Annotated in this window: 28 protein-coding genes and 4 pseudogenes; 24 read left to right on the top strand and 8 right to left on the bottom strand. The window is 48.4% G+C overall.

Annotated elements, in window-relative coordinates:
* The first annotated feature begins 124 nt into the window (after positions 1-124).
* From NZD86_RS15605 to NZD86_RS24880, 17 genes and pseudogenes are all read left to right on the top strand, one after another.
* Positions 125-1,468, top strand: coding sequence for an aromatic ring-hydroxylating oxygenase subunit alpha (locus NZD86_RS15605; protein WP_268042976.1), 1,344 nt, complete (start codon positions 125-127; stop codon positions 1,466-1,468).
* Positions 1,458-1,985: an aromatic-ring-hydroxylating dioxygenase subunit beta gene (locus NZD86_RS15600; protein ID WP_268042975.1), complete on the top strand. Its 528-nt coding sequence runs from the start codon at positions 1,458-1,460 to the stop codon at positions 1,983-1,985. Before NZD86_RS15605 ends, NZD86_RS15600 begins: the two co-directional genes overlap by 11 nt.
* A 447-nt stretch (positions 1,986-2,432) precedes the next feature.
* A pseudogene (locus NZD86_RS24800) lies at positions 2,433-3,094 on the top strand (GntR family transcriptional regulator).
* 72 nt (positions 3,095-3,166) lie between these two features.
* Positions 3,167-3,556: a RidA family protein gene (locus tag NZD86_RS15585; RefSeq protein ID WP_268042972.1), complete on the top strand. Its 390-nt coding sequence runs from the start codon at positions 3,167-3,169 to the stop codon at positions 3,554-3,556.
* Between the two features lie 52 nt (positions 3,557-3,608).
* A complete protein-coding gene (locus tag NZD86_RS15580; RefSeq protein ID WP_268042971.1) occupies positions 3,609-4,610 on the top strand; it encodes a DODA-type extradiol aromatic ring-opening family dioxygenase in 1,002 nt (333 codons plus the stop codon).
* Positions 4,607-5,290 carry an alpha/beta fold hydrolase gene (locus tag NZD86_RS15575; protein WP_268042970.1) on the top strand — a complete coding sequence of 228 codons (684 nt, stop codon included), beginning with the start codon at positions 4,607-4,609 and terminating at the stop codon, positions 5,288-5,290. The genes NZD86_RS15580 and NZD86_RS15575 overlap by 4 nt, the downstream gene beginning before the upstream one ends.
* Positions 5,208-5,423, top strand: coding sequence for an alpha/beta fold hydrolase (locus tag NZD86_RS24795; RefSeq protein WP_407655175.1), 216 nt, complete (start codon positions 5,208-5,210; stop codon positions 5,421-5,423). The genes NZD86_RS15575 and NZD86_RS24795 overlap by 83 nt, the downstream gene beginning before the upstream one ends.
* A 7-nt stretch (positions 5,424-5,430) precedes the next feature.
* On the top strand, positions 5,431-6,759 hold the full coding sequence (locus NZD86_RS15570; RefSeq protein WP_268042969.1) for a Rieske 2Fe-2S domain-containing protein: 1,329 nt from the start codon (positions 5,431-5,433) through the stop codon (positions 6,757-6,759).
* A gap of 13 nt (positions 6,760-6,772) precedes the next feature.
* On the top strand, positions 6,773-7,033 hold the full coding sequence (locus NZD86_RS15565; RefSeq protein WP_268042968.1) for a type II toxin-antitoxin system HicB family antitoxin: 261 nt from the start codon (positions 6,773-6,775) through the stop codon (positions 7,031-7,033).
* Positions 7,034-7,143: 110 nt separating this feature from the next.
* Entirely contained in the window at positions 7,144-8,511 is a 1,368-nt protein-coding gene (locus tag NZD86_RS15560) for an MFS transporter (RefSeq protein ID WP_268042967.1), read from the top strand.
* Between the two features lie 93 nt (positions 8,512-8,604).
* Complete coding sequence (locus NZD86_RS15555; protein WP_268042966.1) at positions 8,605-9,939, top strand: Rieske 2Fe-2S domain-containing protein; 1,335 nt, start codon at positions 8,605-8,607, stop codon at positions 9,937-9,939.
* A gap of 94 nt (positions 9,940-10,033) precedes the next feature.
* Positions 10,034-10,591 carry a PIG-L deacetylase family protein gene (locus NZD86_RS15550; RefSeq protein WP_268042965.1) on the top strand — a complete coding sequence of 186 codons (558 nt, stop codon included), beginning with the start codon at positions 10,034-10,036 and terminating at the stop codon, positions 10,589-10,591.
* Between the two features lies 1 nt (position 10,592).
* Positions 10,593-10,760 (top strand): RraA family protein, encoded by a 168-nt coding sequence (locus NZD86_RS15545; RefSeq protein WP_268042964.1) that lies wholly within the window; start codon positions 10,593-10,595, stop codon positions 10,758-10,760.
* On the top strand, positions 10,742-11,275 hold the full coding sequence (locus NZD86_RS15540; protein WP_326492573.1) for a 4-carboxy-4-hydroxy-2-oxoadipate aldolase/oxaloacetate decarboxylase: 534 nt from the start codon (positions 10,742-10,744) through the stop codon (positions 11,273-11,275). Before NZD86_RS15545 ends, NZD86_RS15540 begins: the two co-directional genes overlap by 19 nt.
* Before the next feature lie 169 nt (positions 11,276-11,444).
* On the top strand, positions 11,445-12,221 hold the full coding sequence (locus NZD86_RS15535) for a DODA-type extradiol aromatic ring-opening family dioxygenase (RefSeq protein WP_268042962.1): 777 nt from the start codon (positions 11,445-11,447) through the stop codon (positions 12,219-12,221).
* 938 nt (positions 12,222-13,159) lie between these two features.
* Positions 13,160-13,717 carry a hypothetical protein gene (locus tag NZD86_RS15530; protein ID WP_268042961.1) on the top strand — a complete coding sequence of 186 codons (558 nt, stop codon included), beginning with the start codon at positions 13,160-13,162 and terminating at the stop codon, positions 13,715-13,717.
* Positions 13,718-13,830: 113 nt separating this feature from the next.
* Positions 13,831-15,243, top strand: a pseudogene (locus NZD86_RS24880) (IS1634 family transposase); the annotation flags it as partial.
* Between the two features lie 189 nt (positions 15,244-15,432).
* On the opposite strand, the gene NZD86_RS15515 reads toward NZD86_RS24880, so the two are convergent.
* A complete protein-coding gene (locus NZD86_RS15515) occupies positions 15,433-16,332 on the bottom strand; it encodes a LysR family transcriptional regulator (protein WP_268042958.1) in 900 nt (299 codons plus the stop codon).
* Positions 16,333-16,683: 351 nt separating this feature from the next.
* On the opposite strand from NZD86_RS15515, the gene NZD86_RS15510 reads away from it, so the two are divergent.
* The 7 genes and pseudogenes from NZD86_RS15510 (at position 16,684) to NZD86_RS15480 (ending at position 22,332) form a co-directional block, all read left to right on the top strand.
* Complete coding sequence (locus NZD86_RS15510; RefSeq protein ID WP_268042957.1) at positions 16,684-17,601, top strand: malate dehydrogenase; 918 nt, start codon at positions 16,684-16,686, stop codon at positions 17,599-17,601.
* 59 nt (positions 17,602-17,660) lie between these two features.
* Positions 17,661-17,840, top strand: coding sequence for a DUF3311 domain-containing protein (locus NZD86_RS15505; protein ID WP_268042956.1), 180 nt, complete (start codon positions 17,661-17,663; stop codon positions 17,838-17,840).
* Positions 17,841-17,937: 97 nt separating this feature from the next.
* Entirely contained in the window at positions 17,938-18,831 is an 894-nt protein-coding gene (locus NZD86_RS15500; protein ID WP_268042955.1) for a sodium:solute symporter family protein, read from the top strand.
* 43 nt (positions 18,832-18,874) lie between these two features.
* A pseudogene (locus NZD86_RS15495) lies at positions 18,875-20,019 on the top strand (IS3 family transposase).
* Positions 20,020-20,092: 73 nt separating this feature from the next.
* Positions 20,093-20,674: an SLC5/6 family protein gene (locus NZD86_RS15490; protein WP_268042954.1), complete on the top strand. Its 582-nt coding sequence runs from the start codon at positions 20,093-20,095 to the stop codon at positions 20,672-20,674.
* Between the two features lie 53 nt (positions 20,675-20,727).
* Positions 20,728-21,693, top strand: coding sequence for a ketopantoate reductase family protein (locus NZD86_RS15485; RefSeq protein ID WP_268042953.1), 966 nt, complete (start codon positions 20,728-20,730; stop codon positions 21,691-21,693).
* Between the two features lie 156 nt (positions 21,694-21,849).
* Positions 21,850-22,332, top strand: a complete 483-nt coding sequence (locus NZD86_RS15480) for a thiamine pyrophosphate-binding protein (protein WP_268042952.1) — start codon at positions 21,850-21,852, stop codon at positions 22,330-22,332.
* On the opposite strand, the gene NZD86_RS24790 is transcribed toward NZD86_RS15480, so the two are convergent.
* From NZD86_RS24790 to NZD86_RS24780, 7 genes and pseudogenes are all read right to left on the bottom strand, one after another.
* Positions 22,274-22,474, bottom strand: coding sequence for a tyrosine-type recombinase/integrase (locus tag NZD86_RS24790; protein ID WP_407655174.1), 201 nt, complete (start codon positions 22,472-22,474; stop codon positions 22,274-22,276). The genes NZD86_RS15480 and NZD86_RS24790 overlap by 59 nt on opposite strands.
* A 12-nt stretch (positions 22,475-22,486) precedes the next feature.
* A complete protein-coding gene (locus tag NZD86_RS15475) occupies positions 22,487-22,726 on the bottom strand; it encodes a hypothetical protein (RefSeq protein WP_268042951.1) in 240 nt (79 codons plus the stop codon).
* Between the two features lie 60 nt (positions 22,727-22,786).
* Positions 22,787-24,379, bottom strand: a pseudogene (tnpC, locus tag NZD86_RS15470) (IS66 family transposase).
* 88 nt (positions 24,380-24,467) lie between these two features.
* Positions 24,468-24,827, bottom strand: a complete 360-nt coding sequence (gene tnpB / locus NZD86_RS15465) for an IS66 family insertion sequence element accessory protein TnpB (RefSeq protein ID WP_268042950.1) — start codon at positions 24,825-24,827, stop codon at positions 24,468-24,470.
* Positions 24,821-25,141: an IS66 family insertion sequence element accessory protein TnpA gene (tnpA, locus tag NZD86_RS15460; protein WP_268042949.1), complete on the bottom strand. Its 321-nt coding sequence runs from the start codon at positions 25,139-25,141 to the stop codon at positions 24,821-24,823. The genes tnpB and tnpA overlap by 7 nt, the downstream gene beginning before the upstream one ends.
* A gap of 56 nt (positions 25,142-25,197) precedes the next feature.
* A complete protein-coding gene (locus NZD86_RS24785; RefSeq protein ID WP_407655173.1) occupies positions 25,198-25,395 on the bottom strand; it encodes an N-terminal phage integrase SAM-like domain-containing protein in 198 nt (65 codons plus the stop codon).
* Entirely contained in the window at positions 25,358-25,582 is a 225-nt protein-coding gene (locus NZD86_RS24780; protein WP_407655262.1) for an Arm DNA-binding domain-containing protein, read from the bottom strand. Before NZD86_RS24780 ends, NZD86_RS24785 begins: the two co-directional genes overlap by 38 nt.
* Between the last annotated feature and the right edge of the window lie 61 nt (positions 25,583-25,643).

Here is a 25,643-nt window from a genome sequence, read left to right as displayed (position 1 = left end):
CGTTTTGTGCACACTGGCTGCCTCCGTTGGGGTTCCCCGCCGTCGTACTCTTCTATCATTCATGTTTTGGCAATCGGTGATTCGGCAGAACACAACTCCAATCTCGAAACGGGAGGTTAACAAATTGGCCTACAAAACCGTAGACAGACAAACTCTCGAAGAAGTCAAGACCAAGATTCAGCGTGGCATGCTTCCACAGTGGGCTTTTACAAACCATGATATTTATGAGAGAGAACTGGAACACATTTACGCCAAGACGTGGAACTTTATTGCCCATGAATCAGAAATTGCAAACCCAGGTGACTACGTCACACGTTGGATTGTCAACGACCCCATCCTCTTGCTCCGGGACAAAGATGGACAAATGAAGGCGTACCTCAATTCGTGTGCCCACCGGGGGATGCAGCTTTGTTCCGCTGATTTTGGGAATAAGAGCACATTCACTTGTCCGTACCACGGATGGACGTTCAATCAGAAAGGCGAGCTGATTGGTATCGTCGCTGGGAACAAGGTGTACGGTCACGAAATGGACAAAAGTCAGTGGGGATTGCGGAAAATCCCTCGACTGGAAAGCTATCGGGGCATGATTTTTGCATCGCTCAATCCCGACGCGGAGTCGCTGGAAGACTTCCTGGGTGGCATGAAGTGGTACTTCGATATTATGCTCGGTCGGACGACGAATGGAATGGAAGTTCGTGGCGTTCCTCATCGCTGGATTATTAATACTAACTGGAAAATCAGTTCGGACAACTTTGGCGGGGACCCATATCATACGGCCATGACGCACCGGTCAACCGTTGAATTGGGAATCAGCCCACAAGATCCGCTGTATGCCAGCTATGGGCATCAAGTGGTGCTGGAAAACGGACATGGTATCAACCTGTGTACGACGAAAGACGGAGGTACGAAGTATCCCTACCAAGGTCTTCCGAAAGAGCTTTGGGGGGAATTTGAGCAAAACCTTACACCGGAGCAACGGGCCGTCCTCTATAAGACGGTTGTATTCGTGGGCAGCTGTTTCCCAAATCTCTCCTTTGTCAGTCCCATGCACGGAACCGGTGGTCCCGATGAACCGCTCACCAGTTTTGTAAACTTCCGGACCTGGCGTCCTCTCGCTCCTGACAAAATTGAAGTTTGTTCGTGGCTTCTCGTCGACAAAGATGCGCCCGAATCCTTTAAAGAAGCGTCGTACAAGAGTTACATCGGCTCATTCGGACCTGCAGGCACGCTGGAACAGGACGACGGCGAAATCTGGACACGGGTTGTCGATGCCAGCAAGGGTTACATGATTCAACATAAAGACGTTCATTATGACAATGTTCTCAACTATATCATGGGATTAGATAGGGTTGAACCGGATGAGAGTTGGCCAGGACCGGGGGTTGCTTACCCGACGTGCTATTTAGATGCGATTTCACGTGCCTTTTACGAACAGTGGGTTGATATGTTGCTAGCGAGTGAGGCTTAGGACAAAGAAGGAGGGGAACGTTGTGAGTCAACTTTATGACGAGGTAAGAGACTTCTTGCATCGTGAAGCCTTTCTCATCGATAACAGGCGATTCGGCGAGTGGCTTGACCTGTTGGGTGAAACCTTGGTGTACCGAATGCCGCTCCGGGTAACTCGAGAGAAAAGCGCAGGATCAGATATTGTTGAAGAGATGACCTTCCTCGAAGAAAACAAGCGGAGTCTCATCACGCGGGTCCACAGACTGAATACAACGTCCGCATGGGCTGAAGATCCTCCGTCCAGAACGAGGCACTTTATTACGAATATCTTTGTTGAACCGGTGGCGGACGACGAAGTACAAGTGACGAGTTACTTCCTCATGCTCCGCAGTCGCGGCAGCAAGGAGGAAGTAGAACAAATCTTTGGAGAGCGCCACGATGTGTTAAAGAAAGTCGACTCATCGTGGAAGCTTACGTACCGAACCATCTATCCCGATCAATCGGTGCTGGGCATCCGCAACATCAGCAACTTCCTTTAAGTGTTCGTTGGAAAGCAACTAGTCGATTTCACTTTATGGTCGCCAGCCAGACGCTTTAGAGTTGAAACACGAACCTAGCACATAGTGGACGAGTTGGAATCCTGACGGTACCAGTTCCAGTAGGAGAAATATCCTGAAAGATAAGGGTGATCACAGCCCGACCTCGTGAAGGCCCTTTGTATGGGCCTTTTTTGTTTTCTCGGTTTGACGCCGGGCCCCATTTCATCGCCAATCTTATCGCCTAGCCAGAATGTGAGCAAAGTACATGCTTGCCCAAACCGGTTGTTAACTCAGGTGCATAAAATTTCGTCAATAATATCGTTAACAAAACCATTGACGAGGAAAGCGCTTTTAAATAACATTAATGCATAATATTCAGATAATTTGAACTTGTTTGTCCGGGACTAACAACCGACAACAAGATCAGGCGTTAGGAAGTTGGTGCCTATGCTAAATGAAAACGCATGCTATCAGCGGCTCAAAGATGATATTCGGCAAGAAAAACTAATGCCGAATGAGCGCCTTGTAGAGATGGAACTAGCACAGGCTCTAGGAGCTGGACGCGCTTCTGTACGAACCACATTAGCTCGTCTAGAACAGGAAGGGTTGGTCGAAAGGCAGCCGCATCGTGGAGCACGGGTGCGACTTATCTCAGAGGCAGAGGCAATAGAAATTTTAGAGGTCCGCTCTGCGTTAGAGCCCATCATTGCTTATCATGTAGCCTTGAACGCAACCGATGCAGATATTGAAGAGTTACATGCAATCCTCGAGAAATGCAATCGCATTACGATGCAAATGACTTAATCAGCTATGCGGATTGCAACGCAATCCTCCACAAAACACTGATAAGAACAGCCAACCATATTACTGCAACGCGGATCCTAGATACCTTGCATTCTCAAAGTGTTCGCTTCCAGTACCGCACCAATCTGTCTAGAGGTCGTCCTCAAAAGTCCCTTGGGGAGCACCGAGCAATCGTTGAAGCGGTCAACCGCCACAACCCGCAAGGAGCTGAGCAGGCTACGCGTGAACATCTCAGTGGGGTATTGATGTCTCTACGGGACGTGTTTAAAGGCACCAGTAGGGTGGGGAATTTAGGCCGAATTTGAAAGGTGGTGGTAATCTTTAAATTTCAAGGTGAGCTTTGATTCACTTTAGAAATCGACTCGAGAGGTGATGGCATGACAAGACGCAGAAGTGTAGAGATTGACGGAGTCACCCACGGCAATATGCCGGTTCCTCAAGGATCTCGTATAGACCAGTTTGTGTTTTCCTCGGGCATTGCGGGCATAGACCCAGAAACGGGCCTTATTCCGGACGACCCTAGGAGGCAAGTGCAGTTGGTATTTCAGAATATGCGAAGCTTCATGGAAGTTGCGGGTGGGACTCCAGATGACATTGGCAGAATCACAGTCTATTTGCAGGACGAGGAATATCGTGATTTGGTCAATGAAGAATGGATAAAAATGTTCCCTAATCCGGAGAGTCGACCTGCCCGGCATACAGCAGTGAAGGACTTGCGCAGAGGAGCATTAGTACAGGTTGAACTCATAGCAGTTCTTCCCTGGTAACTAGCCCATATACAAGTCTGAATATTTTGTTTTGGATTAGGAGGGATATACTGTGGCTGAAATTGTGCTCGGAATTGGTGCATCTCACAGTCCACAAGTGAGCAGTCCGCCTGAAGTTTGGTCGATGCATGCAGAACGAGATCGGATGAATCCGGACGTTCGTTTTGAGGAGCGCATAAAAGAGGTTGCTGCCTCCATTCAGGATCAGCTGAAGCCGGAAGTTTGGCAACAAAAATATGAACAATGCCAAGTATCGGTTGAGGAGCTGCGCCGCGCCATCCAGGAGGCACACCCCGATATTCTTGTCGTAGTTGGGGATGACCAGGAGGAGCTCTTTTGGGATGACTCCAAACCTACATTTGGCCTATTTTGGGGTGATGAATTAAAAGATCTGCCGCATCCTTTGGAGGAATTGCATCCTTCCCTGCGGCCAGTCATTTGGGCGTGGCATACGACGGATGAAGTTGAAGCCCACCCAACGCACAGTGAACTGGGGAGCCACATCATTGAATGTATGATGACTGAAGGATTCGATGTGGCACAAAGTAAGGCCCAGTTGGATGGAAGGTCATTAGGCCACGCTTACACATTCGTTAAGCGCAGGTTAGCACCAAGCAGGGACATTCCTATGGTTCCTGTTTTCGTGAATTGCTTTTACAAGCCCAATCAACCAACACCAGCCCGTTGCTACGAATTTGGCAGAGCTCTACGGCGTGCGATTGAGTCATGGGGTGAAGATAAGCGCGTTGTTGTTATCGCATCGGGTGGACTCAGCCACTTCAATTTGGATGAGGGACTTGACCAACTTGTAATTCAGAGAATCAAGGAAAGGAACCCTGAATTACTTAAGACACTGCCAAGGGAACGGCTTCAGGGTGCTTCTGGTGAAATCTTAAACTGGATCACCGCTATCGGCGCCATAGAACACCTGGATTTACAGTATCTGGACTATGTCAATGGCTATCGCTCTCCCGCAGGAACAGGTGTCGGTATGACGTTTGCCATTTGGAAGTATAAATGCTCACTTCACCAAAGAGAGGGGGCGATTCAGTGACTTCGCAGTTGGTTCAAAGGCGCCAAGTTGAACTCAGTCATGGTATGACACACTACTTGGAATCCGGAACGGGAGAACCAGTGATTTTACTTCATGGGGTCGGATTCTGGACCGGCGGGGATTATTGGCTTCGGAATATGGATGAATTGAGCCGTTCTTATCACGTGTATGCGCCAGATTTCGCGGGTTGGGGAGACGGCGACAGACTCGATGTCGAGTACTCATTTGCTTATCTCGTTGATTTTGTACGGGAATTCCAAGACGCCTTAGGTATCGCTTCCGCTCACGTGGTCGGACACTCCATGGAAGGTTGGGTTGCGTCCTTGCTTGGATACGAGAGTCCAAACCGTGTTCGGACGCTGATCTTAACAGCCAGCGAAGGAATCTCTACGCGGACATTGACGACGTTCAGTCCCCCTGAGTATGAAGACATCATGCGTCATGCATTAGAGACCATCGACGGCGCACACACATCCAACGCATTAGATACGGTGGACAGGTGGTACAACAGAACGCAACTTCCAGGCGCCTTAGAAGCCTATCGTAAGATTCTATCTCACATGAATAACCCCGATACATCGTGCAAGGTACAATCTGGTGCGCAGGTTACCCTACATCAAAGTTCCGACTCTGATTGTTTGGGGCAGCGAGGACAAGGTGAACCCAATGAGTATGGGTGAGCAGATGCATTCATTGATTCCTGATTCCGAATTCGTCGCTCTCCCGTTTGGCCATTACGTGGCAAGCCAGGCCCCGGAACCGTTCAATCACGAGGTACTCAATTTCTTACAAAAGCACTCGATAAGGAGATGAGATTGTCGTGTTAAGCAAGGAGGACAATGAAACTATTACTCGCGTAGGCCCAGGCACAACCATGGGCAATCTCATGCGCCAGTACTGGGTGCCGGCACTTATGTCTAGTGAACTCCCACAACCAGACTGCGATCCGGTTCGGGTTATGCTGCTCGGTGAGCAGCTGATCGCGTTTCGAGATACGGACGGACGCGTTGGGCTCATTCAGGACAAATGTCCACATCGAGGAGCAAGTCTATTCTTTGGACGAAACGGGGAGTGTGGAATTCGCTGCGTGTACCATGGGTGGCAGTTCGACATCCACGGAAATTGCATCGACATGCCTAACGAACCAGAAGATAGTGATTTTAAACATAAGGTGAAAGCGGTTACTTATCCTTGTGTCGAGCGGGGTGGATTGGTCTGGACATACATGGGAACGCGAGAGACACCGCCGCCGCTGCCGGATATTGAGGTCAACCAGTTACCAGACGGCGAGTACACAATCAACCCTACTATGCTCGAGTGCAATTGGCTGCAAGCGGTCGAGGGGGAGATTGACACTAGCCATTCTGGGTTTCTCCACTTTGGTTCTATTACTCCGGAAGATACTCAAGAAGGTACCTACCTGTACTATACGGTAAAGGACCGGGCGCCCCGGTATTCCGTCGTCGACACCGATTACGGGGTGATGTACGGTGCCTACCGACCCGCGAAACCTGGGTGGACGTACTGGCGAATTGCGCAGTTCATGTTTCCGTTCTTTACACAGTCGCCAGAAGGTATTTTGGGAAATCACGTCATTACGAACGCATGGGTTCCAATGGACGACACGCACACGATGTCATACATCATCATCCGGAAGGTGTCCAGTGAATCTGGTTGGCCGGGGCGGCATCCCATTCAAGGTACCGCGGCGAATTATCCTACCGTCCAAACTCCTACGCTGCCGAACACTACCGACTGGTTTGGACGTTTCCGGTCCGCAGTAAATGCCAGCAATGACTACGGATTGGACCGGGACCGCCAAAGGAGTGGGTTAGACTACTCAGGCATTCCGTACTTGCCTGCTCAAGACCGTGCAGTACAGGAGAGTATGGGTCCCATCTACGATAGGACGCAGGAGCATCTCGCCATATCCGATGCGATGGTTATTCGGGTTCGCAGGCGACTGTTGGCAGCAGCAAGGGGTTTGGCAGAAAAGCAAGTCGTACCGCCAGGGGTTGATAGTCCGGCGGTGTATCGGAATCGTTCAGGAAGCACGCTGCTCCCGGAAGGGGCGGATTGGATAGAGGCAACGAAGGAGCTTCGAAAGGCATTCGTTGACCATCCAGAAGTGCTTCAACAACAGCCATAAGGGGGTGATTCAAATGAACGGGAAGAGTGGCCCAGCCATGACGGTGGAAGAGTACATGGCGATACCTTTTATCTTGGAGATTTGGTCGAAGCAGCAACAGGATGGTCAGTGGGTCCGCCACGCTGAATACCCGGAACTCCCTGGGTGTGCTGCTGAGTCTTTCTCTGCGGTCGAGGCAGTCGAAAAAGCCGAGGAAGCCAGGGTCGCATATATCTTGCGCTGCCTAGAGCGTGGTGAAGAAATTCCCGTACCACGAAGGCCTTTACGGGCGTGAATTCGAGTTGAGTAGGTCAGACGCGTTAATGCTCCGTACCACACTAGATGCGAAAAACCGTATGCAGCGGTATTGCGCTGAATTTAGGGAGAAGGATGGAGGAAAGCTGAATGTCTACTGTTCAGGAAGCGGGCATATTCGGTGGTCAATTCACTCCAGAAAAGCGCCGCTCAATTTTTGGCGGTTGGCTTGCTGGCCTGCTCAACACTTACGATTTGTTCCTGCCGGTTTTAGTTCTGCCAACTGCTATGGGGTACTTCGAACCGTCTACGCTGTCCCCAGTCGTACAAGTAACACTGATTAACATTGCCTTTGCAATATCGATGGTGGCGCAGCCAGTAGGAGGCCTTTTTATTGGCCCAATTGGCGATCGTATTGGGAGAAAGCGATTAGTTGTTTTGACGTCCACTGGGTTCACGATTGGCACTTTGCTGCTGGCCATCATGCCTGGATACGCTGCTATGGGATACTGGGCAATCGGAATCTTTTTCTTCTTACGGCTGGTGAACGGCGCGTTTGCTGCAGCCGGTTTAGGTGGTTCCGTTCCGTTGGCCTTGGAGCGTACACCGAAGCGGTGGCGCGGGTTGGTTGGCGGGCTACTCGGTGTTGCGCCGACGACCGGAATCATTTTGCTCAGTGCCGTACAGCTCATTATGGACTCCGCTGTAACACCCCAGCAGTTTGTGGCGTGGGGATGGAGGGTTCCGTTCCTTGTCGGGGTCGTGTTAGGTGCTATTTTGATTGTTTTCATCAATCGAGTCAGTGAAACGGAGCTGTTTGCGGGAGAAGGCTCGGAGGTAAAGACAAAGACACCGATAAGGGAAGTCTTCTCGGCAAGAAATATCAAAACATTTGGCCAAATGTTTGTGTTATACAGCGGATATTTGTTCGCAATTCAGGTTGCTGTCTCATTCGTGCCATCTCTAATGATTAACATCTTGCATCAGCCTCCCAAAGGTGTGGAGAGCTTGATGCTCTATGGTAATGTGGGCATCATTGTCGCCGGGGTGCTGCTTGGAGCGATCAGTCAGAAGATTGGACGCCGACGGGCATTAATGCTCGGTGGAGGCTGGATTTTCATTGTATCCACGATTCTCTACTATCTAACAATCCACGCTGCGAAAACGGGGGCGGGCTTTGGCACAGTCGGTGTGCTTGGATTCCTCGTCATCGTTCTGACTGTGGCCCCATTCTCCGGTATGGTCCTTACCTACACCGCCGAACGCTATCCGATGCATACTCGCTCTACTGGATTCAGTGCCGTGTCCACACTCACCAGTGTAATTCCAGGGTTCTATAGTTTCTATCTGCTCGGCCTCGGCAAGATGATGCCGTACGAGTATACCATTTTGGTCCTGTGTGCTCTTGCGGGGTTCCTGACCTGGATAGGCGCGAAATCTGGACCCGAGACGGTCGACATCGACATGGTTCCAGATATTTCAATCCTTGTGGATGGGGCTTCGATTAGCGGCGACTGATGGGGATTGACACGAGAACTATGGGATTTCCCGGTGGGGCGTCGCTTCACCGGGAGGCAACGGGTACCACGACCTTATGAGGAGGAATCACCAATGTTGAGTAGAGAAGACAACGAACTGATTTGTCGAGTCGGGCCTGGCACACCGATGGGAAATCTGATGCGTGAGTATTGGGTCCCAGCGCTTCTGTCAAAAGAACTCCCGGGACCAGATTGCGATCCGGTACGTGTGATGCTGCTAGGTGAGAGGCTCATCGCATTCCGTGACACGTTGGGACGTGTAGGCTTGATTCAAAATCACTGTCCTCACAGGGGCGCAAGTTTCTTCTTTGGGCGAACTGGGGAATGTGGGATTCGCTGCGTCTACCACGGCTGGCAGTTCGACATCAATGGCAATTGTATTGACATGCCAAACGAGCCAGCGGAGAGCGACTTCCGACATAAAGTGAAAGCCGTTACGTACCCGTGTGTCGAACGTGGAGGACTCGTCTGGACATATATGGGCCCGAGGGAAACCCCGCCGCCGCTGCCAGATATCGAAATCAATATGCTGCCTGAGGACGAAATCGCCATTATTCCAAGTTACGTTGAGTCAAACTGGCTGCAGGCTGTTGAAGGCGAGATTGACACCAGTCACACAGGTTTCCTGCACTTTGGCTCTATCCAACCAGAGGATGTAGAGGAAGGGACGTTCCTCCATTACACGGTGAAAGACAGGGCCCCAAAGTACTCGGTAGTCGACACAGAGTACGGCACCATGTATGGTGCGTATCGGCCTGCCAAGCCAGGATACGTGTACTGGAGAATCGCTCATTTTAACTTCCCATTCTATACACAGCCTCCCGAGGGAGCTCTGGGGCACAGTGTCATTATGAATGCCTGGGTGCCCATGGATGATACTCATACGATGTCCTACGTCATGGTGCGCAAAGGTAAAAGCGAAACAGGTCGACCTGCACGGTTGCCCATTCAGGGGGACTCCGAGAAATACCCTGATATGCATGTTCCGATGTTGCCAAACACATCCGGCTGGTTTGGCCGTTTCCGTCCTGCTGTTAACGCGACTAATGACTATCTGATTGACCGAGATGTGCAACGAAACGGGGACGATTATTCAGGTATCCAGTACCTCGCATCTCAAGACAGAGCGGTCCAAGAGAGTATGGGAGGTATCTACGATAGAACCCAGGAACGCTTGGCCAGCTCCGATGTGATGGTCATTCGCGTCCGTCGACGGTTGCTTGGAGCTGCGCGTGCCCTAGCTGAAAAGGCAGTTATCCCACCAGGTGTTGATAACCCCGAGGTTTATCGGAACCGTTCGGGTGGTGTTCTGCTCCCAGAGGGTGCGGATTGGATTGAGGACACAAAGGAGCTTCGTCAGGCATTTGTTGAGCATCCAGAGATTGCGGAACAACAACCGCAACCGTAGGGTGGAGCCCTAACTATGCGAGGCGATTACAAGTAGAGCCGTTCCAGGTGAAACGTGGTAGGCAACTTAGATGGGATTCAAGGGGGAGACGGATTTGTCCACTAGCGATAAAAGCATTGTCGCCGTAGGCGCCCATTCTGCGGATTTTGTATGGCGCGCAGGTGGAGCCATCGCTTTGTATCATGATCTCGGTTATCAGGTCCATGTAATCTGTCTCTCCTACGGTGAACGTCTTGGCGCGACAATAGAGTTTCTCGACGCCGGCGACTATCCCTTGGAAGTTACCCCGGAGTTACGGGATAGTTTAGTGCAATCATTACGGGCGTATCGACCAGAATTTATTCTGACGCACTCGCTGGAAGATCCCTACAATGCAGACCATCCTCGAACGACTGCGTTGGTACTAGAGTCAAGAATTCTTGCTCAGGCACATGGATATCCGTCTTACAAAGCAGTAATTGGTGCACCGCCTGTCTTTCTATATGAACCGCATCAACCGGAACAGTGTAATTTCCAGGTTGATATGTTGCTGGATATCACATCTGTCTTTGAGCGAAACGACGCGGTGTCCAGGCCTGGAGAAACTCAGGCGGATCGATCGTGTATGCGGAGGCATACCACCGAGTCTACCCATATGTTGGGGGGCTGTTGATTTGAGCTCCGTTATTGTGACCCAAATTGAACGTGCGGATGCTGAATTGATAGAAGCCCTGAAATCTTTTGGTGCGGCGACCGTCCACGAGTCAATGCGGCGCACGGGGCTAGTGAGTCCGGTATTGCGTCCGATCTACGACGCGGCCGTGTGGTCGGGTCTGCGGTGACGGTCTCATGCCATCCTGGTGACAACGTAATGATTCATGCCGCCATTGAGGTGTGCCAACCGGGGGACGTTTTGGTCGTGACGTGCACTTCAGAGTCAACAGATGGGATGTTCGGTGAACTTCTCGGAGTTTCGGCGCGAGCGCATGGAGTCAAGGGGCTGGTCACTGAGGCTGGGGTTCGAGACACAGTGGAATTGACCGAAATGGAGTTTCCAGTGTGGGCGCGACAGATTTCTGTGAAAGGAACTGTGAAAGCAACAGCAGGAAGTGTCAATGTCCCAGTCGTCTGTGGTGGAGCGATTGTAAATCCGGGAGACGTTATTGTGGGTGACCGCGACGGCGTTGTCGTGGTGCCGCGCGTTCAGGTGGAATCCGTTGTACAAGCGGCGCAGGCTCGGATGGAGAAAGAGAATCGGACCCGGGAACGGCTGGCACGTGGCGAATTAGGTCTTGACATCTACGGACTGCGTGAAAAACTCCGCGCGCTTGGCGTGACTTACGTTGGAGAGAATTAAATCGACCCTGCGAGGCTGGACGCCTATAGAACGACTTAACCAACAAAAACCACGGATGACTTTGGTTCGTGGTTTCCTTTATTTCAGAACGATTGCAACGTCGAGGTTTCTTTAGAATTCATCATCGCCTCTCTTGCAGCGAAATATTTTGCGGAAGGAGACAATCGAAATGATGCCATCACTGTTTGTCTCACATGGGTCACCGATTATTGCAATTGAAGACAATGAATATACGAAGTTTCTAGCTTACTTAGGAAGACGATTTCCCCGTCCGAAAGCGATTGCACTGTTTTCGGCACACTGGGAGTCCGATACTGAAATGGTAAGTGAAGCCACTGAATACGAGACCATCTATGACTTTGGTGGCTTTCCAGAGGCACTTTATCAAATCACGTACCCTGCTAAAGGGTCCCCTCAAGTCGCCAAAGAAATTGAGCAGATGTTCGAAAAGGACAGTATATCATACCAAATAGATGATAGTCGAGGGCTCGATCACGGTGAGTGGGTGGTACTGCGCTTTATGTACCCGAATGCGGACGTGCCTGTGGTGTCCATGTCGATTAATCCTGACTTTACACCAGCCCAGCAGTACAAAATCGGGAAATCACTCGAGGCTCTACGGGAGCAGGATGTTCTCATTATTGGTAGTGGGGTAACCGTGCATAATCTGGGATTGCTAGAACGGAATGATACACGTATCAATGACTGGGCAGTAGAGTTCGATGATTGGCTTTCGGCGAACATCACAGAGTGGAACCTAGACGCTTTGTTTCAATATGACAAACTCGCTCCCCATGTTAGACTTGCTGTACCGCTACACGGGAATGAACACTTTGTCCCGTTGTTTTACGCGATGGGCGCTGCAGATAGTGCTAGACAAGTGAAGCTCCTTCACCGCAGCTATCGGTTCGGCAATCTCAGTCAAAGTATCTGGCAGTTTGCTTAGCCTTCTTCTCGTTTATTTACGGACTGCGGTGGTCTATGTCGAAGACAATATAGTGATGGAGAACGTGCGAACCCTAGTTAGTGGGGACCGTGGTTTTACAAGGCCACGTGTCGCTTACACCAGAAATACCTGGTATATAAGGAAGCCACATCCACCATAACCGACCAAAACCACGATTACTGGATGAACATGGTAGGCGGATGAATCTGAGGACCCGTAAACGGGTTCAGTCCTCGTACACAAGACCCGTAGCGATGAGGAATACGGTACCCGTTTCAGGCCGCCAAGGTGTGCATCTCGGGTTATACATACGTGGCAATGTTCCATGATGAAACGTTATTCCCCTCAGCACCGATCTCTTACAAATTCAAAGGATCATCTGACATGGGCTAGGGATCCGGCCCATGTTTTTTCACGTGCAGTTTGTTACATGGTCCTAGAAGCAACTTGAAACCTTTGTTCAAGCCGCTAGCCGACATCTGAAGCCTACCCCAGTTTTTACTCACATCGACGCTCCGAATTTAAGTTGTCTACAGGCATCTTAAAACCGTTCTGACCAAATGCTGCTTTTCCCATCACAGAAGAAATTCTGAATTCATACCTAGAAGGCTTTGAAGAACCATCTGGGGAGGGTGAAACAGTGCTCATATTGTAGCGTCCTTCTGTCGCATAACAGGGGGCAGGACTTGAAGAAGCTCGCTACACCCGCGATGTATGAAAATACAATTCCACACCTTGAACGTTCTGCCCCATATAACGAACAGCACTTGTATGTGGTGGCAAACATTTACTGTCTCTAGAAATATTGTAGTGTTAAGTTTCCAACATTTTATTAAAAGCAGCAATATTTTGGTCTGGTAGCTCTACTGAAAAGGGCTAATAATTGTGTCGTCGATTAAGTTTAGTTACGTACTGATTAGTAGGATGAGGGATTTGGATTGGATAAGAAGGTAATTGGCGGCATAATTGCAGGGGTAGTTTTATTATCGTCTTTTTCTACCGCGTATGGGTTCACAAGTTTACATAAGGCCAATACCACACAGATAGCGGTCAGCGCTGAAAAAGCGTCCATTGAAAAAGAAACACTTGATTATGAAAAAAGCAAGGCGCAATTGGATCTTGAACGGATCCAACTGGATAAAGACAAAGCTGTATTCGAACAAGCAAAAAAGGATGCAGATGCGCAAACGAGAGCAGAATACGCCAAACAGCAGCAACAACAGCAAGCACAATCGTCACAGCAAACACAAACCGGGCAGCCTGTAAAAACGCAGCAACCGGCCACAAACTCTGGCTACGAGCAGTTAAAAGCACAGAAAGAGCAGCAGATAAACGCTATACAGGGGCAGGTAAATTCCATTGAAAGTCAGCTGAGTTTTTACGATCCAACTTCCCAGCAATACAGAGACCAGTTGCAAAAAATCATTAACCTCCTGAATCAGAAAAAGGCACTCATCCAAAGCTTGATGCAACTAGAATCGCAGAATGGAAATTGATGCGCCCCCTTTGATGCAGAGTTGGTTCGAAGGCTCGGAGGTTTAAATCTCGCGGATGATCCAAGGCGTCAGCGTTTAATCGTGACCAACATATTTAAATGGAGGAACCCTAGGAAAGCGTGCAGTTGAGTCTGCTTGATAGCAAGACGTTTGGCACTGCTCATATCGTGGAAACTCTGTGGCACGAGCTTGGCGTGGGAAAAGCGATATCTAGGCGTCTGGAACAACGAAAGTATGAGGCGCCGATTGAGCGTGCTATCTTTGCCATGGTCGCCAATCGTGCCTTAAACCCTTCAAGCAAGCTGGGTATCGAGGACCGGGTGAACCGAGATGTCGCACACCCTGGTGTCGAGAACTTTGAAGTCCACCAAGGGTACCGTGCGATGGATTTCCTGATGGAATCAGACGTAGATATCCAGCGAGAAGTGTTCGAAACGGTCTCAGACTTATTAAACCTCGAAGTCGACCTTCTGTTCTTCGACACCACGTCTAGCTACTTTGAAATGGATGACGAGCCCGAAGAGGACAGTCTGAGACAACCCGGCTACTCCAAGGACCACCGACCTGATTTACCCCAGGTCGTCATTGGCTTTTCAGTGACCCGAGACGGAATCCCTGTGCGGTGTTGGGTATGGCCAGGGAACACGTCAGACATGACCGTAATCCCAGAAGTAAAGAAGGATTTGATTGGGTGGCGTCTGGGACGCGTCATCACGGTCGTGGGTTCAGCTCGGAGGACAATTTACGTGAACTCCAGAAAACCGGCGGGCATTACATTGCTGGAGAGAAGATGACCTCTGGCAAGCAGACTGTCGAAGATGCCTTGTCTCGACCCGGGAGATTCAAGACAGTACGGGATAACCTCGAGGTGAAGGAAATCGTAGTGGGAGACGGTGAGGCTCGGGTTCGATACGTTCTTGTTCGAAACCCGGATGAAGCTCGACGCAACGCACATCTCAGGGCGCTGGAAGCGGAGCTTGCACGACTCAAGGAGATGGACAACGACGCACATACCAAGGCCCATTGTCGCTTGCAAAGCCATCCCACATTCAAGCGTTACTTGAAGTCGGACAAGCGTGGCAATCTCACGGTTGACCAGCAGGCAGTTAAAGCGATGGAACGGCTCGATGGGAAATATCTGATTCGAACTTCTGACGACACGCTGTCCGCAGAGGATGTGGCCCTTGGATACAAGCAACTTTGGCAGGTTGAAGCGGCCATTTCGCTCTCTAAAACAGACCATGGAGTTGCGACCAATGTACCACCGGAAGAACGAACGAATTCGGGCCCATGTATTACTTTGCTGGCTCGCTTTACTGTTGGTTCGGGTGGCTAAAAACCGTACCGGACGCACGTGGCGCGAGATTCGCTCTGTGATGAACAAGATGCACCTTGTAACCTACAAGGCTGGTAGCGGAAGAGTTCGGCAGCGAACAGAAATCACCCCGGAACAAGCACAAATATTACAAGCACTTGGATATGAGCATCCACCGTTATTTTCGGAGATATCCACAGGAACACCGTAGGCACCACACGAAGTTATCCACAATCCCGAAACCCTAGACACACCAAGGGACTTCGGGATTTCGTATATCTACAACTGTGAACCGGAGTTAATAATAGGACGATAGTTAAAAGCCGCCCTCTGAGGTCTGTTCCAGCTTGGTGAGGGTGAACGTAACTTGCTTTTAGCTGCAGTCGGGCTGCCAACTTTTTTACACCTTTCTGTTGACTGCATGTTGTGGTCGATAGACGTCGAGAACGTGTTTAATAAATTGCTTACGGACTGCGTCAAGAACGGTATTTTTGGGATAGACGAGGCCGACCGACATGGTTGGGCAATTGACGACGGGCACTGCAACAAGGGTAGGATCGGAAATTTGTGTCAGATAGGACCGGGTTAGGATGGTTCCAAGTTTATGGAATGAAAGAACCTCACGAAGTGATTCCAAACTCGAGAGTTGTAGTGTCGGTTTTAATTTGAAACCATGTGGAGACGTATACTCGTCTATGAATTGACGAATCAAGTAGCTTTTCGGTAGTAATGCCAATGGAATTGAATGTAGTTCTTCGAAGGTTACCGACTTTGTTCTGGAAAGTTTGTGACCGCTTGATATTACAAGAAAGAACTCCTCTTCGAACAAATGTATGCATGCTAGTCTAGAGTCGAGGGCGTTTGGTAAGAAAATGATACCGAGATCCAATTGTTGACTCATCAACGCTTCAATCGTTTCTTCAGATCGCAAGTCAGTGATCGAAAGTTCAACGTCGGGATATTGTTCTTGAAAGGAGATCGTTGGTTGAATCAATACATGGGTTCCTGCACATCCAATGGACACACTTCTATGTCTTAGGTCGTTTAATTGTTTGATTTCGATCATGGCTTGGTCTAGTTCTTCGAAAATTCGGAGCGCATGCTCCCGCAAAATTTTTCCGGCTTGAGTAAGTCTAATCTGTTTGCCTGACCGCTCAAACAATTTAGTGTTGACGCGGGATTCCAAAAGTTGAATTTGGTGACTCAATGTGGGTTGCGAAATCCCCATGAGTTCTGCCGTCCGAGTAAAATGAAGTTCCTCCGCGAGTTTCAGGAAGTATTCCAACAGGCGAAATTCCATAGATACTCCTCCAGTTATTTAAAAAATGACCCTAGCTTGGTAATGAGCGCATAGAGACACGTTGAAAGGCACGGCTCATCATAGATGTGGTCTATAAATTTATAGAATTTTCTACATTGTTCATATATACACTCTATTGTACTCTGTAGACGTTTTCAGAAAAGGGTTTGTGATATCCTCATTCAATGCATCCGTAAGCGCTATCAGTGGTGTCCTCGTAATGCAAATACAAGTGTGGGTCGAGCGAAGGAGGGAAGACATATTTAGCCTTCATGTAATTCCATAATTCTCCTTTTACATTACAATGAATGATATACATGATCTCTAATTACGGTCGAAAGGAATTTCAACATGCGTAAAGTGATTATCTTAGGTGCAGCAGGAACACTTGGCTCAACCACTGCATTCTGTTTGGCTCAGCAACAACTCACAGAAGAGATTGTGTTGGCAGATGTAAATGAAAATGTACTTAAAAATCATTTAATGGATTTGAAATGCGCTTTTCCCAAGCAATCATTTCAATTAGCAAATCTTAACGAGCATATTGGTGACGCTGACTTGGTCATATTAGCTGCCAGTGTGCCCAACCGTAACAATGTAAAGAGTCGTAACGATTTTTTGACAGAAAATTTGGATGTTGTTAAAAACCTATCTCCATGGTTACAACGATGCGCAAAAAACTCTCTAATTATAACCGCAACGAATCCGGTGGACATTATCAACTATTACTTATATACAGAACTCTGTTTTGATCGCAGACAATTGATAGGTTACACACTGAATGATTCCGCACGTTTTGAAAGGTCTATTCGGAATATCCTAAGTATTCCTGCGGACGCGTCAGGTTTTGCTCCTGTGATGGGTGAGCATGGAGAGACGCAGGTACCTGTTTTTAGTCAAGTGCAGTTTGAAGGAGAACGGGTTGTTTTTTCACAGGAACAGAAGTGGGAAATAGTCACAGACATCAACCAGTACTTTAGCCAATTCAATGCTTTAAATGTGAACCGTACGACAGGTTGGACTAGTGGGATTGGTATTGCTCAACTAGTTTCTAAGCTGTCTCAGTCGGAGTCGTCTCTAGTTATGGGATCATCGATATTACAGGGTGAGTATGGGATAGAACATCAGAGTATCGCAGTCCCATTGCTCGTTAGTCGAAGAGGCGTTGAGAGGGTTGTGGAGTGGAAATTGGACGACGAGGAGCAGAAAGCATTCTTCGAGTCTTCGCAAACTGTTGCTCATTATGTTTCCGTAGCAGGTTTAAATTAATTGCTGAACTTAATCGCGAGGATTGACCATTACCTTATATAGGAGTGGGAGGTGAAAAAATGAAATGGATTTTACTTATATTCATTATCGTCGTAAATGTGGTTCTGACTTCAGTCGTTAACCATATTCAACCGGTTGTATTTGGTTTACCCTTTTTTCTTTTCTGGATTTTCATATGGATGGTATTAACACCCTTTATCACCTTGACAATTTACGTCATCGAAAAAAAACAGTCCTGACAGCTTTTACTCTTTCGATTTTAGGCTCCGTCTCGTAGTTATATCAAAAATATTAATCGCATAACACTAAACATATTCTGGCAAAGGAGTGAAATAAATGATTGCCATGGTATTAACTGCCATTTTCATTCTAATCGTAGTTATGGTTGGATTCTCTGCCGGTTTTAATAAAGCGTCAAGAAGCTCTCTCGAAGAGTGGAGTGTTGGAGGACGTAAACTGGGTCCCTTTTTAGTTTGGTTTCTCATTGGGGCGGACACGTACTCAGCTGCTACTTTTTTGGGTATCACCGGCTATGCCTATAATTTTGGCGCACCAGCTTTCTATGGTATTGCTTACTTGGCAATGGCTTATCCATTGGGATACTTCATCTTGCCGCGGTTGTGGAGATTTGCGAAAGAACGCAATCTTACCACTATCGCAGATTATGCACGTGTGCGTTACAACAGTCGTGTGGTAAGTGTGCTTGTGTCCCTCACGAGTTTGTGCTTTTTGATCCCGTACATCGATCTACAACTAACAGGGATAACAGGTGTGGTCAAAGTCGCTGGGCAAGGGGTTTTCAAAGACTCAGCGTCGGTCGGTGTAGCTGCACTGGTCATTTCGTTTGCACTAGTCGCGTTTTACACATTTTTTAGTGGGTTACGAGCACCGGCGTGGACCGCGGTTATAAAGGATGCTCTCGTATGGATCGTTTTAATCACAATGATGCTGACAATTCCGTTTATTTGGTTTCATGGATGGGGTTCTATGTTTTCCGTGGCACTTCAGAAAATACCTAACATGCTAACGTTACACGCGGGTCCACATGATTCGATTTGGTTCAGTTCGACGGCGCTGATGACTGCAATGGCTCTGTTTATGTGGCCACACTCGTCTACGGGAGCTTTTAGCTCTAGATCAGAAGAAGCATTGCGGAAAAGTATGCTCTACTTACCGTTTTATAATTTATTGGTGTTTTTTTTAACTTGGCTTGGTATAGTGGACCCGTAAAACTGGACACCCGATAGGAGGACAGTTGGGTTACACTATGGCTATGAAAAAACAGTACACACCAGAGTTCAAAGCCCAAGTCGTAAGAGAGATTCTCAAAGAAGAAAAGACGATGGCACAGATTGCTGCGGAGTACGAAGTTCACCCCGTGCAATTGAGCCAGTGGAAGAAGACTGCCTTAGAAAACCTTGCTAGCCTGTTTGTGGACGAGCGTAAGGCAGCTAAGGAGCAGAAGGCACAGGAACAGAAAATCGAACGACTGTACGCACAGGTCGGTAAACTAACCACTCAGCTCGAGTGGATCAAAAAAATCTGGCATCGACCCGGAGCAGAAGTGAGCGTCTTGCCATGGTGGAGCGAGACAACAAGAAAGTTTCGCTCAAAACTCAGGCACGTATCCTAAGTCTGAACCGCTCCGGTCTGTATTACAAGCCTGCTGAACCTTCAGATGAAGAGGTACGGCTAAAACATCGGATTGACCAATTCTACACGGATTATCCGGTCTACGGCAGTCGCAGAATCACGCATCTACTGCGCCGTGAAGGCTGGGATATCAACCGCAAGCGTGTGCAACGCTGCATGCGAGAGATGGGCATCGAGGGGATCCACCCCGGTCCGAACCTCAGCAAACGTAACTTGAAACACAAGGTCTACCCATACCTGTTACGCAACGTGACGCCCAGCCACCCCAATCACGTTTGAGGAATTGATATCACCTATATCCGCCTAAAACACGGATGGATGTATTTGGTTGCCGTCATCGATTGGTACTCACGGTATGTTGTGAGTTGGCAGCTTGATCAAACTCTCGAGATGCCATTCGTATTAACTGCCGTCCGTTCAGCCTTATGCCAAGCTAAACCAGAGATCTGGAACAGCGACCAGGGGAGCCACTTCACTAGCCATCAATATACCGATCTGCTGAAAGAAGCCGGTGTACGGATTAGTATGGATGGCAAGAATCGAGCTTTGGACAACATCATCACAGAGCGTTTCTGGCGTACCCTCAAGTACGAAGAAGTGTACATTCACGAATACAATAGTCCAAAGGAAGCGAGGCAACAAATCGCCAAGTTCATACAGCGGTACAACTACGACCGCCCGCACCAGTCACTAGGCTATCTGACACCAGCAGAAGTCTATTTCCAGAAGGGGCGAACTGCACTACACCCTCCTAAGGCTATCTGAAGAATCAGTAATAATGTTATTAACTTCAACTACAAAAAGTGTGTCTTGACAAAGGGGTCCACCTTATGGTATTGTGGCTTATTTGGTTCTACCTCATCATCCAGGCGATCCGTCGTATGCAAACTTGGCTATTCTAAATTTAATTCAAGCATCCTATCATAACTCGTTTGTTCAAGCGATTATGTACACCACAGTAGCTCTGACTTGTCTTGTACCGGTATCCGTCATGATTTTATCTGCAAGTAATATGTTTACGGTGAATTTGTTAAAGGATTGGCTTTGGCCGTCACTAACGGAAAAACACATGATTCTAACCAGCCGGCTATTCGTATTTTTCGTTACCATAGTGGCATTGTTGTTTGGAGTCGTTTATCCGAATTACATTACCCAATTGGCAATTGAGGCAACGAGTGGGATCGTACAAATTATTCCGACTGTGGTGATAGGTTTATATTGGCGGCACACATCTGCCCCAGCATTAGTGATCGGATTATTGGCGGGTGTTGCTACGGTGTTTCTTAACCATTTAGTGATTCATTTACCAGGAATTGACGGATTTTGGGGATTAATCGTCAACAGTGCTCTAGTATTTCTTGTAACGTTTGCATTACGTAAGGATAAGGCAGAAAGTACTATATACAAAACTAGCATTTAATATAATTCATAAATAATTTTACTAATATGAATATTGAGAATGGGGGTTTTGGCATGAGAATTGTGGTGGCCGGTGCGGGTGCAATGGGTTGTCGTTATGGGTGGAAATTGTTTGAAGCAAATCATGATGTCCTACTCGCAGACTTTTGGAAAGATCACGTTCAGGCCATTCAACAGAATGGGCTCGAAGTAACCACAGAAACAAGTACATTACGAGTTCCCATATCTGCTACGGAACCTGAGCACATCAAAGGTGCTGCTGATCTTATCTTGGTTCTTACTAAAGCTACGCAAACTGAATCTTTTATGACGCATTGTCGTCACTTAATTGGGAATCACACGTATGCCCTTACATTACAAAATGGGCTCGGAAATGTAGAGGTATTAGAAAAATTTGTACCAAGAAATCGGTTGTTAGCAGGGGTAACTATGTTTGCAACTGAATTGATTCACCCTGGTTCGATTGTAGCCCTTGGTTCCGGGTCTACCTATCTTGCTCCTGTTGGAGGAGATATTACACATAAAATCCAATTAATTGTAGACACTTTTCAGGAAGCGGGTTTGAATGCCATATTATCGACGAACCTTCAACAGATTGTATGGAACAAAGTCGCTTTCAACTGCGTTTTAAACCCTTTAAGTACATTGATGCGAGCCAGCGTCATGGAGGTAGGCAGCTACTCCAATATCCATGAGCTAATCTCCTATCTTTTAGATGAGATTATGCTCGTAGCGAAGATGGAACAGGTGTATCTGGATAAAGAACAAATTATGACAACCATTACTGAGCAGTTCAATCCCGCCACGTCTGGGCATCACTTAGCTTCCATGTTTCAAGATATTATGAAGGGTCAGAAGACTGAAATTGAATTCTTGAATGGTGCAATTGTAAAATATGCAAACCGCCACCATGTCTCGGTTCCCTGTAACCGGTTGATTGTTGATCTCATTTGCATGCTTGAGCAAATACGAGAACAGCAAACAAATTGGGATACAGTTCAAAGTGTCATGTCCCGTTAGCGCGCAAACCTCTCACTGTTTTCTTCATTGCCGACCGCTCTGGTATCAATTAGCTATTATGGAACTAGCCTTTGCCTTTCTAAACAAAGCCATCGCAACAATTAAAGAACCACTCAATGACCTACCAGTGTAAAATTTACTTTGGGAAAGAAATTCATGGAACAAAAATACACCACAAGCACTGCGTTTTTAGAAGCCTTACGTGACGCTGGCGTTTCACATCTGTTTGTCAATTTAGGTAGCGATCATCCAGCGCTGATTGAAAGTTTGGCACTAGTAAACCAAGAACCAAACGACTTTCCGAAGGTAATCACATGTCCTCATGAGATGGTGGCACTTAGCGCGGCGCATGGTTATGCGCAAGCGACAGAACGTCCTCAAGCGGTGATTGTTCATGTGGAATGTGGGACACAGAATCTTGGCGGGGCAATTCATAATGCGGCGAAAGGGAGCGTACCCGTACTTATCTTCGCTGGAGCCTCGCCTTACACCCAAGAAAATGAACTTTTGGGGAGTCGTAACGAGTTCATTCATTGGATTCAGGATGTGCGCGACCAGCGAGGGATAGTACGAGGATATGTCAAATACGACAACGAAATTCGAACGGGATCAAAGCGACCATTCGCTTTCCTTTGTTAGTCTTGGGGTCAAGAAACACCGGTTGGTCGTTTACATACATCAGAGTTTGCCTGACATATAACCGCCCATTCTCCAAGTCGAGATCAGACCAACGAAGGCCAAGAATTTCCCCTTTTCTGAGGCCGGTGGTGACGGCGATCAAGAAAACGATATACTACGGATTAGATTTGACTGCTTCAAGGAATTTCAAGACATCGTCACGCGTCCAAACAGACATCTGTACTGGTTCTGGTTTAGGTGGGTCGGCTGCATCAGCAACATTGCGAGCCACGAACCCCCATTTTACTGCCCGATCAAGTGCATCATGTAGAACAAGATGGGCGTGCAGAATCGAACGCTTTGACAACGGTTCCTCGGTGAACGTCAAACCCGGCACACCTTGTGCACGAACCACGTTTGTTCATAATCGGATATAATGAATCCCCGCAGCGTCGCTGGCGGGGATGTTGATCTTCTATGCTCTTGTCTTTCGTTTTCGTATCTCCTCTGGCAACTCTTCGGACCACGGCAGCAAAGCGTCTACGACATGCTCGTCATCCATTTGGATGTTTGGTAGCCGCTCAAACAGATACTCCAGATATAGGCGCGGATCTAAACCATTCTCTTTCGCCGTCTCTACCAAACTATAAGTAATGGCACTTGCTCTCGCACCACGTGGTGTATTACTGAACATCCACGCCTTGCGGCCGATCACAAAAGGCTTGATAGACCGCTCACTCCGGTTGTTATCCAGTTCCAGGTTCCCGTCTTCTAGAAACACAATGAGTTTGCTCCATTGGTTCATGCAATACGTAATGGCTTTGCCTAAAACACTCTTTGGCAGCACAAGTGGACTCTGCTCATGCAACCATGCTGAAAAAGCATCGAGCACAGGTCGACTTTGCTTTTCTCGGCCTGCTCGACGTTCTTCCGGTGTGGCGTCCTTCAACCCACGTTCAATCTTGAATAACTCATTGCAATATTGAAGCCCAGTCCGTGCAGCCGAAGTTTTTTCTGTTCGGCGCTCGGCAGCGATTGAAGGGCGTCATTGAAACCGCGCCGCGCATGAGACCAGCACCCGACCAGTGTCGCGTTCTCCACGTCGTGGTATCCGGCATATCCGTCTACATGCAGGTACCCCTTGAACCCTCGGAGGAACGTCTTCGGATGCTCCTTCGACCGACTCTCTTGATAGTCATACAGCACAATCGGCGGTCCATCACGTCCACTTCGGTACAGCCACATATACGATTTCGAATTGGCCGCCCGTCCGGGTTCGTGTAGTACCTGCAGTGTTGTCTCATCTGCATGTAAATAATGTCGGGCAAGCAATTCCTCATGAAGCCTGTCGAATATGAGGCTCAGCCAACGCGTGGCTCCGACTACCACCCAATTCGCCAGCGTCTGACGAGAAAGTGATATGCCCTGTCGGGTGAATTGCTGCTCCTGTCGGTACAAAGGCATGCCTTCCACAAACTTCTTACTCATGATATAAGACACCATGGATGCCGACGCCAGACTCCCGGGAAACGCCGAGCGCGGCATGTCCGCCTTGACCACGGGCGGGTGAATCTCATTTTTCTCACACGGTCGACACCCGTAGATGTATTGCACACGTTCAACGACGACCGTCTGTGCCGGAATATGTTTGAGTTCCCGGTGTACCTCCGCACTCATCTCGTGCAAGGGGCCGCCACAACACGGGCACACGCGCTCTGCCTCTGGCAGGCGGTATTCCATCCGCTCAACAGGGAGGTTCGCCAGCATGGCTTCCCGCTGTCCAGGTTGTTTCCTGCGTGGCTTGCGTGTCGCCGTATCAACCAAAGGCTCTTCTATTTCTGGCTCTTCATCCGACGCCGTCTCTGGCTCATTGAACAACCGCATCTGCTCAGCGTCAGACCGCTCGCTGGATGCCCCGAAACGCTTTTGCCGATCCAGACGCCGTTGTTCAAGCAGCAAGTTCACTTGCTGCTTGAACAACGGCGTTCTCCTGTTCCAAGGAAGTGCAGCGCTGTTGTAGAACTTCAACTTGTTCGATGGTTTCTGAAGACGTATTTTCCATAGTTATCTCTTCGACGAACACACCCCGAAATCCTTGTCATATCAAGGGTTCCAATAACTTTTTGTTTCAAAATCCATGCCTGCCTTTCAGGCACTCAGACGACCTTTTGCGCCGCCACCTTGGGATGAGCTTTCTGCTGGTTGAGAGACAATCCATCCAGCAACCAATTCAACTGGCGTTGGCTAATGACAAGCGTCTTGTCCTGAGACGAGCTGGGCCACTCAAATCGGCCTCGTTCCAACCGGCGATACAATAACCAGAATCCGTTATACTGCCAATACAGAATCTTCAATTTGTCCCGCTGACGATTGCAAAAAACGAAGACACATTGGGAGAACGGGTCTAACTGGAATTGCGTTTGCACCAAGGCCGCCAATCCATCGATACTCTTCCGCATGTCCGTGACACCACACGCAAGATAGACGCGCTGTTCTGTACCGATATGGTTCAGCATGAGCCCGTGAGTGTCTCAACCAGGTCACGCAACAGTTGGGCGTCGTATCCCGGGTGTACTTCAATGGCAACGGAGCCAACCCGGACGAGCAGAGGGAGATTGGCAATGGACTCATGAACCTGCACGGGTAGAAAGTCAGTCGAAACGGACGGTTTCGGGGATTTTTCACGAAAGCGACTTACCCAATACCACAATTGATGTTCTTTTATGCCTTGCTCAGCGCACCACGCCGCGCCACTCAGACCGCTATCCCGGAATGCAGCTACGCGTTCACGCCACGTTTCTCGTAATTCTGCCAATTCTTTTTTGGTCATAACGAAGCCCTCCTTGAAAGTTTTAACTGCATTCTTTCAGGAATCCGGTATCCTCGCTAGGTGTGAAGAATTTGACGCATACGTTCCTCGGCTTCAAGCAAACTAGTGTAGAAGCCATGGAGGCGTTGAGGCTTTAATTTTGAAAGCTCGATTTCCCCAAGCAACGGGATAATGTGGCGATGAACTAACCAGGAGTACTTGCGATACGTACCGGGTCTAACTTGGGATTTCTTGTCCTCTAGCCATCTCTTCATATAGTCGACCATAGAATCTTTGTTGTTTCAATATAGATTCCGGTGTCGATTTCTTGGAGCTTCTCGGTCGAGCTTTTTCTGCCTCTTTTTTAGTGGAAAATCCAGAGAACCACTTGTACTTGCGCTTTCCGGATTTGTCGATTCCAAAGTATAAAACTGCTGCCCATTTGGACCCACGTTTACGCATATGTCCACGCATTATAGTACTTCCCTTGTTAATCTAAGGAGTTGAGTTAAGAACTTTACCT

It is taken from the genome of Alicyclobacillus dauci (assembly GCF_026651605.1).
In the GTDB taxonomy this organism is placed as follows: Bacteria; Bacillota; Bacilli; order Alicyclobacillales; family Alicyclobacillaceae; genus Alicyclobacillus; species Alicyclobacillus dauci.
Note: the sequence above shows the minus strand (reverse complement) of the source record. Positions and strands in the feature narration are given on the sequence as shown.